The sequence below is a fragment of the Halomonas sp. 3F2F genome, assembly GCF_014897805.1.
In the GTDB taxonomy this organism is placed as follows: domain Bacteria; phylum Pseudomonadota; class Gammaproteobacteria; order Pseudomonadales; family Halomonadaceae; genus Vreelandella.
Genome location: NZ_JABUZE010000132.1, coordinates 80,182 through 97,821 on the forward strand (window position 1 = coordinate 80,182; position 17,640 = coordinate 97,821).

Sequence of the window (17,640 nt, forward strand, 5' to 3'; positions counted from 1 at the left end):
AATCAGCAAAACGGGCAGCCATGTGGCTGCCCGTTTTTTTGGCTGTTTAGGCCTTCTATTTTTGAGCTTGGATACTGCTAGCGAGATAGTTTGCTTAAACCCATCAGGTTTGAAAGTGACACCGCCAGTACCGATAGCAAAATCAGTGCTAATGCGGGAATCAGCACCGCCCAGGGCGCTCGCTCAATATAGGGCATACCTTCGGCAAGGATTAACCCCCACTCTGGTGAAGGTGGGCGTGGCCCCAGGCCGAGAAAACCAAGTGCTGCCAAGGCCAGCGCTACGCCAGGTAAGCGCAGCATGGCGTGGCGAAACACTGGGCCAAGCACGGCCGGTAAGATGTAACGGCTCATTAAGCGGAAATGACCCACGCCTAGCATTGGCGTAATGCGCACGTGTGGCTGGGCTTTCACTTCCGCCACCAGTGCCGCTGTGTGCGCTGCAAGCGGAGCCCAAGCGACGGCTGTTACCGCAATGATCGCGCCGCTAGCACTTGGCCCTATTAGCCCCGCGACAATCAACCCCGCAATGGTGGGTGGCGTTGCCTTGGTGATTTCAATAGGACCCGTGGCGAGCTTGGGTGCTAGTCCAATCAGCAGCCCTATTACTAGCGAAAAGAATACGACGACCGTTGCCATGCCCATGGTGGACAGCGCTCCGTGAGCTACTCGCGCCAAAATATCGCGCCCAGTGCCGTCGGCGCCTAATGGTAACGCAAAGCTTGGTGACTCTAAGCGCATAAACGCGGAGCTAAACGGGTCACGCCCCATCCCCGCTACGATTAGCACAAAGAGCAGCAACATCGCGATGGCGGGCACAACCCATGCTCTACGTTGGATATTCTGTTCGCTATGCGCCACGGGCAGAGCCCCAAGCTGAAAAGCACGACCCAGTAACAGCGCGCGACCAATATTGGCCAAGCTGCCTAATATAATAGCGATAATCAGCAGAATCAGAATGCCGGTTTGTAGCGCAGGCAGGTCCTGGGCCGATGCTGCGCCAAGCGTTGCTCGACCCAGGCCTGGAATAGAGAATACCTGTTCGACGGCAATGGCTCCGCCCGTCAGACCCACCATGACCATGCCGACCTGAGGCATCAGGCTGGGTAAGGTGCGTCGCAGTGCGGCCATGACAATTCGGCTGCGTGAAAAGCCTGCTACGTTCCAGGTAGCGACCCAGCGCTCGCTGAAGGTGGCAGCAAGGCCATCGCTAAACAAGCGGCCCAACAGACCGCCTGCCGGAAGGCCCAGCGCAAAGGCGGGCAATAGGGCATAACTAAAACCTCGCCAGCCGTAAGGCGGTAGCCAGTTTAGCCATGCTGCAAACACGACTAGCAGTAGTGAGGCGAGTAGAAACTCAGGCAGAGCCGTCAGAGCTGCACCAATGGTGCCGGAAGAACGGCTAACCTGACCTCGCAAGCCACGCCGTACCACGGGGGTACAGATCAGCGTAGTGGTAACCATCGCTACCAGCATGCCAAAGGTCATTAGCGTCAGTGATACCTGGGCGCTCTTTAACATACCCGGTAGCACGGGTGCGCCGGAGATCCAGGAATTGCCTGCATCGCCATGCAGCAGGCCCGTCAGCCAGCTCTGTAGCTTCTCGAAGGGGCCAAGATCCAGGCCTAACTGAGCACGAATGGCTGCTAAGGCTTCGGGGGTGGCTTCCTGCTCGGCAGAGCGTGCCCGCAAAATGCTCAGTGCAGGGTCCCGGCCGGATAACCACGGCAATAATCCTACCAGCACCACCACACCGGCTAGTGTAACCAAACGTGAGAGCAGCGGAATAAAGGGCGTGATACGCAAGCTGCGCCATAGGCGCAGCGGTATGGCGGTTGTCATGCGTGGCGTACCCTTAGGAGTCACTGTCGACGTCGATGGTTGTCTGCTCAGTGATCAGCGCACGTTCGCGGGGGTCGCGCTCGGCGTTAGAGACCCGCGCTGACTCGCCCTGAATTACGCGTTCGTGGAGCATCGGAATAGCCGCATCAGTGCGCAAAATAGCTGCTTCCGCCTCGATAATTGCCTGACGGCGCTCATCTCCGGTGGGCAGCATGGCGGCATTGGCTAGCGCTTCATCGGCGGCAGGGTCACATAGCTGGGCGATGTTGAAAGAGCCCGCACAAGCGAAGTCGCTGAACATATAGGCCACCGGGTCGCCTGAATCGAGGACGGTGGCACGCGAAAGAATAAAGGCGTCAAACTCACCGGCTAAGGCGTCTGCTTCTATATGCGCGTACTCACGCACTTCTTGGTTCACGTTAAAGCCCGCACGGGTCAACTGCTGTTCAAGCAGTACAGCCACTTCGGGCAGCTCGGCGCGGTCAGTAAACGTCGCTAGGGTGATGTCAGTGCCGTTTGGCGCGGTGGGTGTCGTGCGATCTTCAAGCGGGGCGCGGTAGTCGCTTGCCCACGCTAGTGCCGGGCCGAGTAACCCTTCAGCGATATCCGCGCGCCCTTCGTAAACGGTATTCACAATAGCGGAGCGGTCTATTGCGTCACGAACGGCTGCGCGCAGGCCGGGGTCGGTCATTGGGCCTGATTCGGTATTCAGGTAAAGCGTATTGGTGCGTGGCATGGGCACTTCGTGGACTCGCTCAGGGTCAAGCAGCGCCACCTGAGACACTGGAATCGCTTCAATCACATCGGCCGCGCCGGTTCTCAAGGCTGCCGCTCGAGCGGTGCCGTCGGGGACATAATCAGCATCAATACCGGCCACTTTGGCGGGCTCGCCCCAGTAGTCATCAAAGCGATCCAGATGGGCGCTGCTAGTACCGTTGATCTCTGTTAATACGAACGGGCCGGTACCTGCTTTGATGGGGTTAACCCGGCCATCCTCGCCATAGGCGCTGGCGGCTAAAATCGCCAGCTGGGGGCTTGATAGGCGGTTGGGAATCAGCGGGTCATTGGTTGCGGTGCGCACAATCACCGCGTTATCACCATCGGCTTCGATGGTCATGTTCACGCCATCTAAAATGCGTGGTTTCGGTGCAGCCTGGGTGGCCGCAGTGAGAGCGTTCACTACGTCGCTAACGGTCAGTGTTGTGCCATCATGAAAGCTGACCCCATCGCGAATCACAAACCGCCATGTGTGGCCATCGAGCTGTTCCCACTCGGTGGCCAGAAATGGCTGTGGGTCGCTGCTGGCATCCAACCGAATGAGTGTTTCCGCCGTGCTCCAGCGCGACAGCTTGAAAGCATCATCGGAAAGTGGCGTTAATCCCGAGCGAGGTGGCTGTAGCATCGCCAGGCTGATTCGTTCACCGTCCTCTGAAGATGTGGTGTCACGCTGTTCATCAAAACAACCGGCCAGCAGTAACGGGGTGGCAAGGGCAATAGACAGGGAAAGGCGCAGCGGACGGGGGAACATCGTAAAAACTCCAGTTTGAAGTGACGGGCAGGAAAAATGGGTAGAAAAAATAAAAAAGTCACAGATACGTTATTAAAGTGCTGCTAACTCAGCTGCATTGCAGTTTGGATGCGCACAAGTAGGTAGTTGGGCAACGGCATTGATTAGCGAGCGCGTAGTCGGATGATGAGGGGCGCACCAAAGCGCTGCCGTTGAGCGATCTTCAACTATTTTGCCGTCATCCATGACCAGCGTGCGTTGGCATAATTGGGTGACCACCGATAAATCATGGGACACCATCAATAGCCCTGTGCCGCTTTCATCGCATAGCTTTTTCAGCACGCTAATCACCTGTGCGCGAACCGGCAGGTCTAGGCCGCTCAGTGGCTCATCGGCGAGTAAAAAGCGCGGGCGCGTAGCAATCGCACGGGCAATGGCGACCCGCTGAGCCTGGCCACCGGAAAGCTCATGAGGCAATCGGTCCAAAAACCGTGCATCCAAGCCAACTTGCTCCAGCGCTTCTCTGGCACGTTCTCCCGGGGCGCAATCAACGTTCAGCCTTATTAATGGCTCGGCCACTAGCGCGCGAACACTCATGCGAGGATCGAGGGAGGCACCGGGGTCTTGGGGAATATACTGAACAGCTCGACGGTACCATCTAAGCTTGGCCGTGGAGGCGGGACGTACCGTTTTATGCAGACAAGTAATCGAACCCGTATCGGGCGCTTCAATCGCTAACAGCGAGCGCAGTAATGTCGTTTTTCCCGACCCTGACAAGCCGACTAATCCGACACGCTCACCCGGATAAAGCCTCAGGTTGATGTTATTCATGATTTGTTTGCGTTCACCCGCCCGCCAAAAAACAGTACGGGGTAAAGAGACGCTTTTATAGAGCCCGTTTGCTGAGAGGAAGGCTTCCTGGCACTTAAAAAGTGGATGGCTCTGCATTTAGGCACTCTTCAAATAGTCGGTTGGGACTACTTCAGGCGGTTGCACATTATGCGCCGCCGCTACGAGCGCTTGGGTGAAGGGGTGTTGCGGGGAGGTGATTAGGGCGTCTAACTCGCCGCTTTCGATCATCGTTCCTTGTTTGATAATAACCGCCCGTTGGCATAGCTGCGCTGCCGCGTGTAGATCATGGGTGATGAATAGCAGCGCAGATGCTGCGCTGTCAGTATGTTGACGTAAGGCGCGTAACACTTGGGACTGGGTGACGACATCGAGCGCAGTGGTAGGTTCATCGGCAACCATAAGCGATGTTTTACACGCCATGGCCAGGGCAATACAGACCCGTTGGCGCTGCCCTCCAGAAAGCTCTGCTGGGGTGCGCTTGATTAACCGTTGGGGCTCTGGAAGGTCCAGTGATGCGATGAGTGCCACTGCGGCGTCAGTCGCGGCTTGGCGCGATAGGCCGTGATGGCGTAAAAAGGGTTCCCGCAGCTGGGAACCGATAGAAACCAAGGGGTTAAGCGCCGAAAGTGAATCCTGAAACACCATTGACACTCGTGAGCTTTTTGGCCGCTGTGTTGCCGGTGTCGCAATCGCTTCTTGGCCTTGAATCCGTATACTTCCCTGAGCTTGAGCATTGGGGGGCAGCAAACCGAGCACAGCTTTAGCTGTGAATGATTTTCCCGAGCCAGATGCACCCAATAGGCAAACTCGCTCGCCGAGCATAACATCAAACGAGAGTCCATCGACAACCTGCTGCTGGCCGATTTTAATGCGCAGATCACGCACGGATAACACTGGGTCGCTGCACATTGACACCATCGCTTGCTGAACCGCTCAATAAGATATTTTGGTTATGATATAACATTGGCTGGTTGGGCATCAATCTATGCGTTAATGCTGCGTCTAAAAAGCGTGTTTCAGTGGTTAAAACAACTAGTCAAAACAGCGAGTCAAAAAGTGGTCGAAGAAGCTAAGAGGTGCCCATAAAAAAAGCGCTGATTAACTCAGCGCTTTTTCTCTTAAGGGGCAGTAGAACAATAACTTACTTGGTAGCAGTAGATAGTGTTTGGGTCTGTCCCTCTTGGCCTGCATCAAAGGCATCAGCATGCTCATCAGCAAAGGTTGCGCGGCTTAAGCGGCGTACACGCTTCATAAACAGTGCGATACATACCAGTGTTCCCAGCGCCGCGACGATACAGCTTGTTTGCAGTGGTAAGCCAAAGCCAATCGGTGCGTAGGCTAAATAGGTAAAGGTGGCCATGGTCATAAAGACAGCTGGGATCGAGGTAATCAGATAAGGCTTACGTGATAGCACTAGGTACATGGTGCCGACCCACAGTGCGATAACCGCGGTGGTTTGGTTGGCCCAGGAGAAGTAGCGCCATAGCAGGGTAAAGTCCATGTGGGTAAGCGCGTAAGAAGCAACAAACAGTGGCAGGGCGATCAAAATACGCTTAATAATCGGCTTCTGCTCAACCTTGAGATAGTCAGCAATAATCATTCGTGCACTGCGAAAGGCGGTATCGCCCGAGGTAATCGGCAGCACAATAACCCCCAGCACGGCCAGCGTGCCGCCAACAGCGCCAAGCATGCTAATAGATACTTCGCTGACCACCGCTGCAGGGCCGCCAGCCGCCAGCACTGCGGACAGCGATTGTTCGCCCTGGAATAAACTCATGGCGGCGGCGGCCCAAATCATCGCAATCACGCCTTCGGCAATCATCATGCCGTAAAAGATTTTACGGCCATTGGTTTCGTTTTGCGTCGTGCGTGAAATGATGGGGGGTTTGTGTGGCATGGAAGCCTGAAAGAGCACCGCAGGAGATCGTTAAGAACAGCAGCGGGAAAATGGGCGCTCCTTCCGGATGCATATTCTGGAAAGAGAGTTCTGGAATCGGTGCGCCGGTAACAACCAAACCAATACCGATGCCTGCGGCGCTGAACAGCAGCAAAGCGCCAAAGTAGGGGTAGATACGGCCAATGACTTTATCAATCGGTAGCAGCGTAGCAACCAGATAGTAGGCAAAAATCGCTAGAATAATGAGCGTTAAAGAGAGTGATGTCATATTAGAAAGCAGCGCTGCGGGCGAGGTTACAAAGACCGTGCCCACCAGCAGTAACAGCAAAATAGCAAAGCCGTTGACCACATGCTTCATGGTTTTACCGAGAAATTTACCCGCCAACTGAGGCAAATGAGCCCCGTGATTGCGAATCGAGATCATACCGGTGAGGTAGTCGTGTACGGCACCTGCAAAGATGCAGCCAACCACAATCCATATAAAAGCCACTGGGCCATAAAGCGCGCCTAAAATGGGGCCAAAAATCGGGCCGACACCGGCAATGTTAAGCAATTGAATAAGTGAGTTGCGCGTGGTGTTCATCGGCACATAGTCAATATTGTCACGCATACTAAACGCCGGTGTTTGACGCTTGCGGTCAGTAACAAACACGCGCTCAACAAACTTGCCGTAGGTGAAGTAGCCCACGACTAGAAGAATTATCGATACAATGAAGGTGATCATTCAGGGCACTCAGTCTCAGGGGGATTAATAGGGTAGTGCATGCTAGTGAATTACTTGTTAGCACGCTTATTTGGCCGGGCTGAATGTACCGACTCATCAGGAGAATCGCTTTAAGACTTTAGTGGCCAATGGTGCTAGCAAGAGCAATCATCAACACAAAAAAGGGCAGCGCTGTGCTGCCCGATATATCGCTATATTGATGGGGTTTTAACCGCTACGATTCAACGACGCCGCAGGCCATGCGCGCACCGCCACCACCTAAGTGGGGATCATCTGAATACGTATCGCCGCCCGCATGGATCATCAGGCTACGTCCCGGCATATCTGCCATGCTCAAGCGCGGTGCCAGCACTGGCAGGTTGGCTTCGCCATCTTCATTCACCGTGAGAACCGGTAGGTCACCCAGATGGCCATCGCCGTAGGGGCCTTGGTGGGTACCAGCCTCTTCAGGATCGTAATGACCACCTGCAGACAGCGCTGCTGTCATTTCGCCGCTATCGTTTTCCGCAGGCTCGCAACTGGCATTTTGATGGACATGAAAACCGTATACGCCGGGCTCTAGGTCAGTGAACGACGGCGTAAGCAATACGCCATGCTCAGTATGCTCAATAGCGACAGTCCCAATAGACTCTTCAATTCCTTCAGCGCTGACCTTGTGCATTTCAACGTCGAGCGTCTCATTGGCCTGAGCGGTGGTTGCCAGCAATAGCCCCGCGGCAATACCTGTTAGCGGTAGTGAATAACGCATAGTGCAATTCTCCTTTCCTTATCCATGGAAGCTCGTATGACGAGTTGCCATTTCAAGGTAGCTTCCGCGAAGCAACTCTGCCAATGGATTGGGCGTTGGGCTATTTGCTTTCTTGATGCCGCTAGTAGCGGATGACATTGAACCGTTAAGCCGCGACAATAGCGCGCTGCTTCAAATCACCGCGATTTGTTATCTCAATTGCCGTTACCGGGGAGTGCCATGTTGCCATTGAACATCCTTTATCAGGATGAGCACCTTGTTGCAGTGCATAAGCCGTCTGGATTACTGGTGCACCGCTCGGCGCTGGCGCGTGGAGAAACAGAATTTTTGCTTCAACGCCTGCGTGACCAAATTGGCAAACGAGTGTATCCGGTGCATCGGTTAGATAGACCCACCTCTGGCGTGATGGTGTTTGGTTTATCATCTGAAGCGGCAGCCGTGTTGAGTGAAGGCTTTAGCGAACGGCAGGTAGAAAAACGCTATCTGGCGGTAGTGAGGGGCAAGGCGCCGGAGCAAGAGCGCCTTGATTACCCACTACGGGAAGAAGATGGCACGCGCCCCAAAGCCGAGATGCCTGCTATGCCCGCGATGACCGATATTCGTCGCCTGGATAGCGTTGAATTGCCTGTGCAGGTAGACCGCTATCCAGTGGCGCGCTATTCGCTAGTGGAAGCGCGGCCTATGAGCGGGCGGCGACATCAGATCCGTCGCCATCTTTCTCGGCGTGGTTATCCGATTATTGGTGATGCCAAGCATGGCAAAAGTGTCCACAACCGCTTTTTTGCGGATCAGCTGAATGCTCCCCGTTTGCTGTTAGCTGCCACCTATTTAGCGTTTGATCACCCCTTAACCGATAAGCGCATCCAACTAAGCTGCGCACTCGATGCGACCATGAGAAGCCTATTTGAGCAATTCGGCTGGGCTGGGCATCTGCCGCTAGATAGCGTGCGCACCCCAGCCATTTCAACGCCCGCTGTGCTTCAGCGGTAGTTGTGACGAATCGAACCGTGCTGTCAAATAGCATGTTGTAAAATAGAGAGCCTGTAATGTCTTCGGATTATGACTTTCGCTTTGGCGGCATTCGCCGCTTGTATGGCCAACGTGCTGCCACGGCGTTTCGCCATGCCCATGTTGTGGTAGTAGGTGTGGGTGGCGTGGGGAGCTGGACGGTAGAAGCGCTGGCGCGTTCTGGCATTGGCAAGCTAACGCTGATTGATTTGGATGACGTATGCGTGTCCAACGTCAATCGTCAGCTCCATGCGTTAGACGGCACGATTGGTCAGCCAAAGGTGGACGTGTTGGCCGAGCGTTGTCGATTGATTGCCCCGGAGATAAACGTCGTAGCCGACAGTGCTTTTGTCACACCCACTAACCTTGCCGAGCGTATCCCCGATGATGCCGATCATGTGGTGGACGCCATTGATAGCGTGATCGCCAAGGCCGCGCTAATCGCCTGGTGCAAACGGCGTAAACTGCCGATTACCGTGACGGGAGCTGCAGGCGGTCAGACGGATCCTACCCGCATTCAGGTGGCAGATTTAACACGTACTGAACACGATCCACTGCTTTCTAAAGTGCGCTCGCGGCTGCGCCGTGATTATGGTTTTTCGCGTAATCCTAAGCGGCGCTTTTCCGTTGAGTGTGTCTATTCTGATGAGCAGCTGGTGTACCCTGGCGCTGACGGCGAAGTCTGTCTGCAAAAGCCCGGCAATGGTGACGCGACCCGTTTAGACTGCGCCTCAGGCTTTGGCGCCGCCACCTTTGTCACTGGTACGTTTGGTTTTGTCGCTGCCTCAAAAGTGCTCGAACGGCTGGCTAAAAAAGCCGCTAAGCCCATGCCTTCAACAACGCAACAAGAGGAAAGTGAATGACTGCGCCTGTTCCCGGTATATATCGCCACTATAAAGGCAGCCTTTACGAAGTGCTGGGCACCGCTCAGCACAGTGAAAATGAAGAGGTGCTGGTAGTTTATCGTGCGCTTTACGGCGACTACGGCCTATGGGTGCGTCCGCTTACAATGTTCACTGAAAGCGTTAACAAAGACGGCCAGCCACAGCCGCGCTTTGCGTTAGAGAAAGCGTTTAATTAATTCGGCGCTCCCTAATAGCGACAACACTCAATAGCGTTACGTTTCCCCCTTCGATATTTATGCGCCACCCGGGTCTTTTCTCAAAAAGTCCCGGGTGTTTTTGTCGTGCGCTATTGCTTATATTCCAAAATGAGCTATGTTTATAACAATTGTTTTGACGGGATTATGCCTTGCGCTGCTGTTTAAAGCGGCAGCGAGAAACGCTAGGAGAGATGCATGCAAACACAATCGTTAGAGAAGGGCGTTGCTATTACTTCACAGCTCACGGTCGAGGAGCTTGAGCAGGTAAAAGCTCAGGGCTTTAAAACGGTGATCTGTAACTGCAAGCCTGGTGAAAGCGCTGAGTTTTCTGGAGAGGATGCTTACCGCTTAAAAGCAGCAGAACTTGGCCTTCATTGGGTGCACATTCCGGTGGCCCTCGGCGAGTATAGCCAAGTGGATGTCGCTGCTTTTGCTAAGGCGTTGCAGCAGCTACCTCGGCCTATTTTGGCGTTTTGTCGGTCAGGTAAACGTGCTACCCATCTTTGGGCTTACGCAAAGCGCCATACCGAAAAATGCGATCTGGCGGAACTATTTTCCGCTGCCAAAGCAGCCGGTTTTGATTTGGAAGAGCACCGTCAAGGGCTTGAAAATCAGACAGCGTAGGCGTGCGGTGTGATGTGCCTTAGTCAGTGCTATTACCAGAGCGAGTACTCCCCATGAACATAGAGCGTTGGGTGCCTGTGGTTGGCTGGCTGCGGCGCTATAACCGGGCTGTGTTATTTAAAGATTCGCTGGCAGCCGTAATTGTCACGCTAATGCTGGTGCCCCAGGCGCTGGCCTATGCCTTGCTGGCTGGGTTGCCGCCAGAGATGGGCCTGTATGCCAGTATGCTACCGCTGGTGCTTTACGCCATCTTTGGTACCAGTGCCAGCTTGGCGGTAGGGCCGGTAGCCGTGGCAGCGTTAATGACGGCGTCGGCTTTAAGCAGCTTTGCTACTCCAGGCAGCCCTGAATATATTGGCGCTGCACTGGTGTTGGCGGCGCTTTCAGGATTGATATTGATTGCCATGGGCGTACTGCGGCTGGGCTTTTTGGTCAACTTCTTAAGCCATCCGGTTATTTCTGGGTTTATCACTGCGTCGGGAATCTTGATCGCCATTAGTCAGCTCAAGCATATTCTAGGTGTTGAGGCTGCGGGGCATAATGTCATCGAGCTGCTGGGCGCACTGTTCAGCCAGTGGCAACAGGTCAATCTCATCACGCTGCTGATTGGTTTAGGGGTGTGGGGCTATCTGCTGGTTTGCCGCAAGCGCTTGAATACCTGGCTGATGGCGATAGGTATCTCGGCCAGCGCTTCTGGATTGATGGTCAAAGCCGCACCGATTTCAGCGGTGATGGTGACTACGCTGCTGGCCTGGCACTTTAACTTGGGGCAGTACGGCGTGGATCTGGTCGGCTTTGTGCCTAGCGGCTTGCCTGCCATTACGCTGCCTAGCCTAGATCAGTCGCTATGGCTTGGCCTGCTACCTGCCGCTTTATTGATCAGTTTGGTGGGCTTTGTAGAATCGGTATCCGTGGCGCAAACCCTGGCGGCTAAGCGCCGCCAGCGTATCGATCCTAATCAAGAACTCATCGCTCTTGGGATGGCCAATTTGAGCGCTGGCGTCAGCGGTGGTTCGCCGGTTTCAGGTGGGTTTTCACGCTCGGTAGTGAACTTTGAAGCGGGCGCGGCAACGCCGTTGGCCGGGGCATTTACCGCCTTAGGTATTGTGCTTTCTACGCTGTTGCTCACGGGTCTGCTGGCCTTTCTGCCGACGGCGACATTGGCCGCTACTATTATCGTCGCCGTGGGCACATTGATTGATCTGCCCGCAATAAAGCGCACTTGGCAATACTCCCGCAGCGACGGCGTGGCAATGGTGACGACCTTGCTTCTCACCCTGCTGCACAGTGTCGAGGTCGGAATTATCAGCGGTGTGGTGCTGTCACTAGGGCTGCACCTGTACCGCACCAGCCAGCCCCATAGTGCCGTGGTGGGGCGGGTGCCGGGCACCGAACATTTCCGCAACGTGAAGCGCCATGAAGTCGAAACCGATCAGCATGTGGCCATGCTGCGCATTGATGAAAGCCTTTACTTTGCTAACGCTCGCTACTTAGAAGATACCGTGATGGCGCTGGCTGCTCGTTCCCCTTCGTTAAAACATATTGTATTGACCTGCCAGGCGGTGAATGTGATTGATGCGTCCGCGCTTGAAAGCTTAGAAGCTATTAACGGCCGGTTAAAAGATGCTGGCGCAATGCTGCACTTGGCGGAAGTGAAAGGCCCGGTGATGGATCGCTTAACCAACACAGCGCTTTACCGCGAGCTAACAGGGCAGGTGTTTTTTACCACCTTTGAGGCTTGGCAGGCGCTGGCTCTCCCCGCACAGAATGAAAAGCCGCACCCCTGCACTTAATGGTCGCCGTTGATTGGAGAAAATGACGTGAACGCGTTAGCTTAGCCCTAACGTATTGACGACACTCCAGGGAACGGCCATGACCTCGCTATCACCGCAGCAGACGCTGAAGGCAGTATTCGGATTTGATGATTTTCGCGGCGGCCAGCAGGCGGTGGTGTCCAGAGTGTTGGAGGGGCACTCCACGGCGGCGATTTTTGCCACCGGGGCGGGGAAGTCACTCTGTTATCAGTTGCCTGCACTTCATCTTCCACACCTGACGCTGGTGGTATCGCCGCTGCTGGCACTAATGCAGGATCAGCTCGCTTTCTTGGCACGCCATGGTGTTGCAGCCGCCAGTATTGATTCCACCCAAGATCGCGCTACGACCCGTGATGTGATGGGGCGCGCCAAAAACGGTGAGCTGAAAATCCTCATGGTGTCGGTGGAGCGGCTTAAGAACGAGCGCTTTCGGCACTTTCTACGCCAGGTTCAAATATCGCTGCTAGTGGTTGATGAAGCGCACTGTCTCTCTGAGTGGGGACATAACTTCCGCCCCGATTACCTTAAACTGCCCGATTATCAGCGTGAGTTTGCTATTCCCCAGGTGTTGCTACTGACTGCCACGGCCACGCCAGCGGTTATCGCTGATATGCGTGAGAAGTTCTCAATCGTACCGAAAAATGTCATTACCACTGGCTTTTATCGCGCTAACTTAGAGCTTCTGGTGGTGCCCGCCATGGAAAATCGTCAGCAACAGCTGATTGATTGGCTTATGCCACAAATGCCGCCTGGCAACGAAGCGCCTACGATTATTTACGTCACCTTGCAGCAAACTGCCGAGCAGGTGGCAAGTGCGCTGGCCGCCCAGGGGATTACTGCCCAGGCGTACCATGCGGGGCTGGATTCAGCCCGCCGCGACGACATTCAGCGCCAGTTTATGAACGGCGAATCGCCCTGCATTGTGGCTACCATTGCCTTTGGTATGGGGATTGATAAAGGCAATATCCGCAACGTTGTGCACTTTGACCTACCTAAATCGATTGAGAATTACAGTCAGGAAATTGGTCGGGCAGGGCGCGATGGACTGCCTTCCACCTGTTTAACCATTGCCGGACGCGATGGTCTGCGGGTGCTGGAGAACTTCGTTTATGGCGACACGCCTGAGTACGCGGGTATTTTGCGCTTACTGGAAGAAATTTCATCAGCCGGTCAAGCGCCAGATCGCCAGTGGGAAGTGCTGCTCAATACACTTTCCCGAGATAACAATATCCGCCTGCTGCCACTTAAAACGCTACTGGTGCGGCTGGAAATGCACGGCATTATTGCGCCGCGCTTTGCGTTCTTAGCCGAGTATCGGTTGCGCTACCACATTGAGCCTACTGCCTTGGTGGGGCGCTTTGAAGGAGAGCGGGCGGCCTTTGTACGTTTGTTAATCGACAATATTGCTATTGCTCGTACTTGGGGGACGGTGGATTTTGAGCGACTGCATCAGGCTGGGCAGGCACAGCAAATTGATGCTTCCCGTGCCCGCGTCATTACCGCGCTTGAATATTTCCAAGATAAAGGCTGGCTGACCCTGGAAGGTAAACGCATGACCGATGTGTATGAAATTTGTCAGCCGGAATTTTCGGTCGAGGCGGTGGCGAGCCAGTTGTTTAATGAATGCTTACATCGGGAGCGAATCGAAATTGAACGGTTGCACTCCATGCTGGCACTGTTTGAGTCGCAAAGCTGCCTGACTCGGCGGTTAGCTGAGCATTTTGGGGATACCACCTTTGATGGGCCACTTGATACCGAGCAGGGCCGCTGTGGCCACTGTTCGGTATGCTACGGCAACCCGGTTCGGCTACCGGATGCGACGCCATTAACCGCGCTGTCTGAGAATGATTTTATCCGCTATGCCACACCGCTGATTGAACGCCACACCGAACAGTTCGGCCAGCCGCCCAACGCCCAGCGGTTGGCGCACTTCTTATGCGGTTTAACCATGCCGATTTTTACCCCACTCAAAGCCCGCGGCCTTAACGGCTTCGCGGTCTTTGAGCAGCGTGCCTACCCTGAAGTGCGGCAGTGGGCGGAGCGCTGTTTAGCTAGCTCCGGCAGTTAAAGCATTACTCCCAAGCGGGGAACGGATCGGGGAGCTGCTTCCAGGCTTCCATACCTTGTAATAGCTCAGCTTCGCTTAGCAGGCAGGCGTCTAGTGCATCACGCATCTTGGCTTGGTCCAAGTTCTGGCCGATAAACACCAGCTCCTGGCGCATGTCGCCAAACGGCTCCTGCCACTTTTCCATAATGAACTGGCGAGTTTCAGGATCTTCCGGCCAGTTAGCTTCGGGGATAGCTTTCCAGAACACGCCCGCTGGGCCGTGATGAGCAATACCACCTGCTTGGCTCCATTGGCCTGCGAAGCGAGGCCGAGTAGCAAGCCAGAAAAAGCCTTTCGAGCGTAGCAGCCCTTTACCAAACCACCCTTCATTGAGTAAAGCGTGGAATTTCTGCGGGTGGAAAGGGCGGCGAGCGTGGTAGGCAAAGCTGCCAATACCGTACTCTTCGGTTTCTGGTACATGCTCGCCACGCATCTCTTTTAGCCAACCAGGCGCTTGCTGGGCGCGCTCAAAATTGAACTTGCCAGTATCAAGCACCTTCTCTAGCGGCACGCCACCTTGAGTGATGGGCACCAGCTCTGCATCAGGGTTTAGTGAGCGCAGAATCGCCGTTAGCGCATCAAGCTCTTTTTTATTGATCAGATCCGTTTTACTGATCAGTAATACATCACAAAACTCGATCTGGTCGACCAGCAGGTCCGCGACGTTACGTTCGTCGTCGTCACCTAAGCTTTCGCCCGCTTCAGCGAGGCTCTGCGCTTCGCGGTACTGCTCAAGAAAGTTGGCTCCATCGACAACAGTGACCAGCGTATCAAGGCGTGCAACGTGGGAAAGGCTCTGGCCGCTTTCATCTTCAAAGGTGAAGGTTTCCGCCACTGGTAGCGGTTCGGAAATCCCAGTGGACTCAATCACCAAGTAATCAAATTTACCTTCTCTGGCCAGTTGGCTAACTTCTTCTAGCAAATCTTCACGCAGCGTGCAGCAAATGCAGCCGTTGCTCATTTCTACTAACCGCTCTTCAGAACGGTTCAGCGCTACCTCGCCATCTAACGTGGACTCGCCAGGGCCGCCACGCACTAATGCACCGTCGATATTGACCTCGCTCATATCGTTGACAATCACCGCGACGCGACGACCTTCGCGGTTAGCCAAAATATGATTGAGTACGGTGGTTTTACCTGCACCTAGAAATCCTGAAAGCACGGTGACGGGCAGGGGAGAAAACACGGTCATTGTGAATGCACCTCTAAGCGGGTTTTTATAAACGGTGTTGTGTTATGTGATAATATAACATTTATTCGGCGATTAAAAAGACCTACTAGAAAATGGCATCCTCTGATTTTTCGTTGCAAATGGTGATTAGCGCTTATATTGCGTTGGGCAGTAGCCACGCAAAATATCCGGCGATCGCAAAGCCGTATGCTTCGTCGTACGACCAGTAACACGCTTGCGCCACAGTCGAAACGAGTCTGGCTTAAGCTGGTGGCGCATTACCTCTATGACGTCCGGCTCGCCTAGGCCAAACAGAGTGTCGATCGCTTCAAACGGAGTGCGATCTTCCCAAGCCATTTCAATCACGCGGGACTGCTCTTCTTCGGGTAAACGACGGAAGCGTTTCACAGCTGCTTTAGGCATTGGTCACCTTACATATTGATGAAGCGTGCAAGTAACGGGTGGCTATTAATTGTACCAGTATTGGACGTTGTTGTTTCGTATGTACTGGTATTTTGAGGAGATGTGCAGTTGTGAGAACAGTTTACTTTATTGCTAGAAGTGCGCGAAAAAGGCCATTCATCAATACGGGTTCGTCGCGGCGGATGTTGAAGCCTGCTTGTTGAAGCAGTGGCGTTGCCTGGCGGGTGATGTCGGTCGCGATCAATGAAGTAATGACGTTCAGTGCTCGCCGACTTGGACCAGCAATGTGGGTGTCGGGTTGAAATTTATCCATAACACAGAGCTGCCCGTCGTTTTTCAGTACCCGGTGCGCTTCGGCTAGTCCCTGTTCAGGATTGGGCATCACCGCCAAAATAAGATGCATCACAACGACGTCAAAATGCTCATCTGGGTAGTCCAGTGCAGCAGCATCCATTACACGACATACCACGTCACGTTGCGCATGTTCCGCTCGCTCACGGGCTCGCGTCACCATCGCGGGGGTTAGGTCGGTTAAATGGATTTCTAATTCGCGCGGTAAATAAGGCAGGTCTAAGCCGGTGCCTGCACCCACCAGCAGCACTCGCATGCCGGGTTCCCAGTCAACTTGGTTAAGCGCACTTCTGCGGGGTTTACGAAACGCTTTAGTCGCCACCAGATCATAGATTGGTGCGTAAATGCTATAGCGCAAGCGATTCCAGGCGGTGGTATTTACCATAGGGTCTCTACCTCGATATAGGATCGTTGCCTCGACAAAAGATCTTTACCTCGAAAGGGATGCCGCGCACGCTCAATGAATCGCGTTTAACGTCTGCGAAGGGCTTTCGCCAAACTGTTGCTTGTAGTCATGAGCAAATTGCCCCAAATGCCAAAAGCCCCAGTAGGTGGCAATTTCAGTCACTGTTTGGTGGGGCTCTGCGCTGCGCAGAGCACGACGTACTCTATTCAGCCGCGTTAAACGTAAAAACTGCAGCGGACTAATACCCAGGATAGACGTAAAACTGTATTGCAGCGTACGCCTACTGACATGAGTTAGCTCGCATAACGTTTCCATGGTGACTGGACCTTCCAGGTGCTCATCAACATAGCGCTTCACCCGGTCAACCACTGCTTTTCGATGAGGATAGCTGGGAGGCAATTCATGGCTTGTTTGGTTGGCTTTTAATACTTCCATTAGGCCTGTTAGCAAAATATCTTGATGAACGTTTTCAGCGATGGGGCCTTGTTGATTTGAGAGTAAGCGTTCAAGTAAAAAAGACACAGCATGCAGAGTTTCAGGCGCTACCCGGCGGCGGGGTGAATCTTGCCACTCATGATCAAGTATCACCCCCTGTCGCTGGGCGGCAGCCTGTAATAACGGCATACGTATCACTAGTCCATAGATATCAAACGCCTCGGGGGTTACCAGCTCAAAATCACGACCGCCGGGGTGACACATCACCTCATGTTCTTCCAGCGCCTGCCCACTAATTCGTGACCCTGGTGCCTGAGTGGGGATGCCCAGCCAGAGAGAGTCAGCCCACACTCGGCAGTCTTGTCGCAGCGCTTGCCCGGTATGTTCTTTAAACACCTGCATGGCGGGTAACTCAATTTCATCTAGTCGCCCATAAAAGCGGCCGGGACTTAGTTGGTCGTATTGCTGCTGCCAGCGGGTCAGATTTTGGGCATGTTCGTCGGCATCAAACGCCTCTTGAATGCATTTTTTTGGTGCAATGTCTTGGCTTGTCAGCGTCATGAAAAACTCCTGTGAACGTGATTAAAGCGCCATCACGCTGCATGCTTGCCTCTAATTTATTGTATTTAA

Annotated in this window: 15 protein-coding genes and 1 pseudogene; 6 read left to right on the forward strand and 10 right to left on the reverse strand. The window is 54.1% G+C overall.

What is annotated here, in order from left to right; translation table 11 throughout:
• Window positions 1-77: 77 nt before the first annotated feature.
• The 6 genes and pseudogenes from INT21_RS14070 to sodC form a co-directional block, all read right to left on the reverse strand.
• Entirely contained in the window at window positions 78-1,841 is a 1,764-nt protein-coding gene (locus tag INT21_RS14070) for an ABC transporter permease subunit (protein ID WP_193085360.1), read from the reverse strand.
• Window positions 1,842-1,854: 13 nt separating this feature from the next.
• Window positions 1,855-3,369 carry an ABC transporter substrate-binding protein gene (locus INT21_RS14075; RefSeq protein ID WP_193068291.1) on the reverse strand — a complete coding sequence of 505 codons (1,515 nt, stop codon included), beginning with the start codon at window positions 3,367-3,369 and terminating at the stop codon, window positions 1,855-1,857.
• Window positions 3,370-3,441: 72 nt separating this feature from the next.
• The gene (locus INT21_RS14080; RefSeq protein ID WP_226930659.1) at window positions 3,442-4,179 is read right to left on the reverse strand and encodes an ABC transporter ATP-binding protein; all 738 of its coding nucleotides are present in this window, start codon (window positions 4,177-4,179) and stop codon (window positions 3,442-3,444) included.
• A 117-nt stretch (window positions 4,180-4,296) separates the two neighbouring features.
• The gene (locus tag INT21_RS14085) at window positions 4,297-5,109 is read right to left on the reverse strand and encodes an ABC transporter ATP-binding protein (protein WP_193085361.1); all 813 of its coding nucleotides are present in this window, start codon (window positions 5,107-5,109) and stop codon (window positions 4,297-4,299) included.
• A 232-nt stretch (window positions 5,110-5,341) separates the two neighbouring features.
• A pseudogene (locus tag INT21_RS14090) lies at window positions 5,342-6,821 on the reverse strand (carbon starvation CstA family protein).
• 214 nt (window positions 6,822-7,035) lie between these two features.
• Complete coding sequence (gene sodC / locus INT21_RS14095) at window positions 7,036-7,569, reverse strand: superoxide dismutase family protein (protein ID WP_193068293.1); 534 nt, start codon at window positions 7,567-7,569, stop codon at window positions 7,036-7,038.
• A 219-nt stretch (window positions 7,570-7,788) separates the two neighbouring features.
• Between sodC and INT21_RS14100 the strand changes: the two genes are divergently transcribed.
• The 6 genes from INT21_RS14100 (at window position 7,789) to INT21_RS14125 (ending at window position 14,185) form a co-directional block, all read left to right on the forward strand.
• Window positions 7,789-8,559, forward strand: coding sequence for a pseudouridine synthase (locus tag INT21_RS14100; protein ID WP_193068294.1), 771 nt, complete (start codon window positions 7,789-7,791; stop codon window positions 8,557-8,559).
• A gap of 56 nt (window positions 8,560-8,615) precedes the next feature.
• Window positions 8,616-9,440: a tRNA cyclic N6-threonylcarbamoyladenosine(37) synthase TcdA gene (gene tcdA, locus INT21_RS14105; RefSeq protein ID WP_146944216.1), complete on the forward strand. Its 825-nt coding sequence runs from the start codon at window positions 8,616-8,618 to the stop codon at window positions 9,438-9,440.
• Window positions 9,437-9,658, forward strand: coding sequence for a DUF1653 domain-containing protein (locus tag INT21_RS14110; protein ID WP_089039180.1), 222 nt, complete (start codon window positions 9,437-9,439; stop codon window positions 9,656-9,658). Before tcdA ends, INT21_RS14110 begins: the two co-directional genes overlap by 4 nt.
• A gap of 216 nt (window positions 9,659-9,874) precedes the next feature.
• On the forward strand, window positions 9,875-10,303 hold the full coding sequence (locus INT21_RS14115; RefSeq protein WP_193068295.1) for a TIGR01244 family sulfur transferase: 429 nt from the start codon (window positions 9,875-9,877) through the stop codon (window positions 10,301-10,303).
• Between the two features lie 53 nt (window positions 10,304-10,356).
• Window positions 10,357-12,096 (forward strand): SulP family inorganic anion transporter, encoded by a 1,740-nt coding sequence (locus INT21_RS14120; protein ID WP_193085362.1) that lies wholly within the window; start codon window positions 10,357-10,359, stop codon window positions 12,094-12,096.
• A 79-nt stretch (window positions 12,097-12,175) separates the two neighbouring features.
• A complete protein-coding gene (locus tag INT21_RS14125; protein ID WP_193068296.1) occupies window positions 12,176-14,185 on the forward strand; it encodes a RecQ family ATP-dependent DNA helicase in 2,010 nt (669 codons plus the stop codon).
• Window positions 14,186-14,189: 4 nt separating this feature from the next.
• Here INT21_RS14125 and zigA read toward each other — a convergent pair whose 3' ends face one another.
• The 4 genes from zigA to INT21_RS14145 all read right to left on the reverse strand — a co-directional run bounded on the left by zigA (window position 14,190) and on the right by INT21_RS14145 (window position 17,571).
• The gene (gene zigA, locus INT21_RS14130; RefSeq protein WP_193068297.1) at window positions 14,190-15,416 is read right to left on the reverse strand and encodes a zinc metallochaperone GTPase ZigA; all 1,227 of its coding nucleotides are present in this window, start codon (window positions 15,414-15,416) and stop codon (window positions 14,190-14,192) included.
• 126 nt (window positions 15,417-15,542) lie between these two features.
• The gene (locus INT21_RS14135) at window positions 15,543-15,818 is read right to left on the reverse strand and encodes a TIGR03643 family protein (RefSeq protein ID WP_193068298.1); all 276 of its coding nucleotides are present in this window, start codon (window positions 15,816-15,818) and stop codon (window positions 15,543-15,545) included.
• A 121-nt stretch (window positions 15,819-15,939) separates the two neighbouring features.
• Window positions 15,940-16,554 carry a class I SAM-dependent methyltransferase gene (locus INT21_RS14140; RefSeq protein WP_193068299.1) on the reverse strand — a complete coding sequence of 205 codons (615 nt, stop codon included), beginning with the start codon at window positions 16,552-16,554 and terminating at the stop codon, window positions 15,940-15,942.
• A gap of 72 nt (window positions 16,555-16,626) precedes the next feature.
• Complete coding sequence (locus tag INT21_RS14145) at window positions 16,627-17,571, reverse strand: helix-turn-helix domain-containing protein (RefSeq protein WP_193085363.1); 945 nt, start codon at window positions 17,569-17,571, stop codon at window positions 16,627-16,629.
• Window positions 17,572-17,640: the final 69 nt, after the last annotated feature.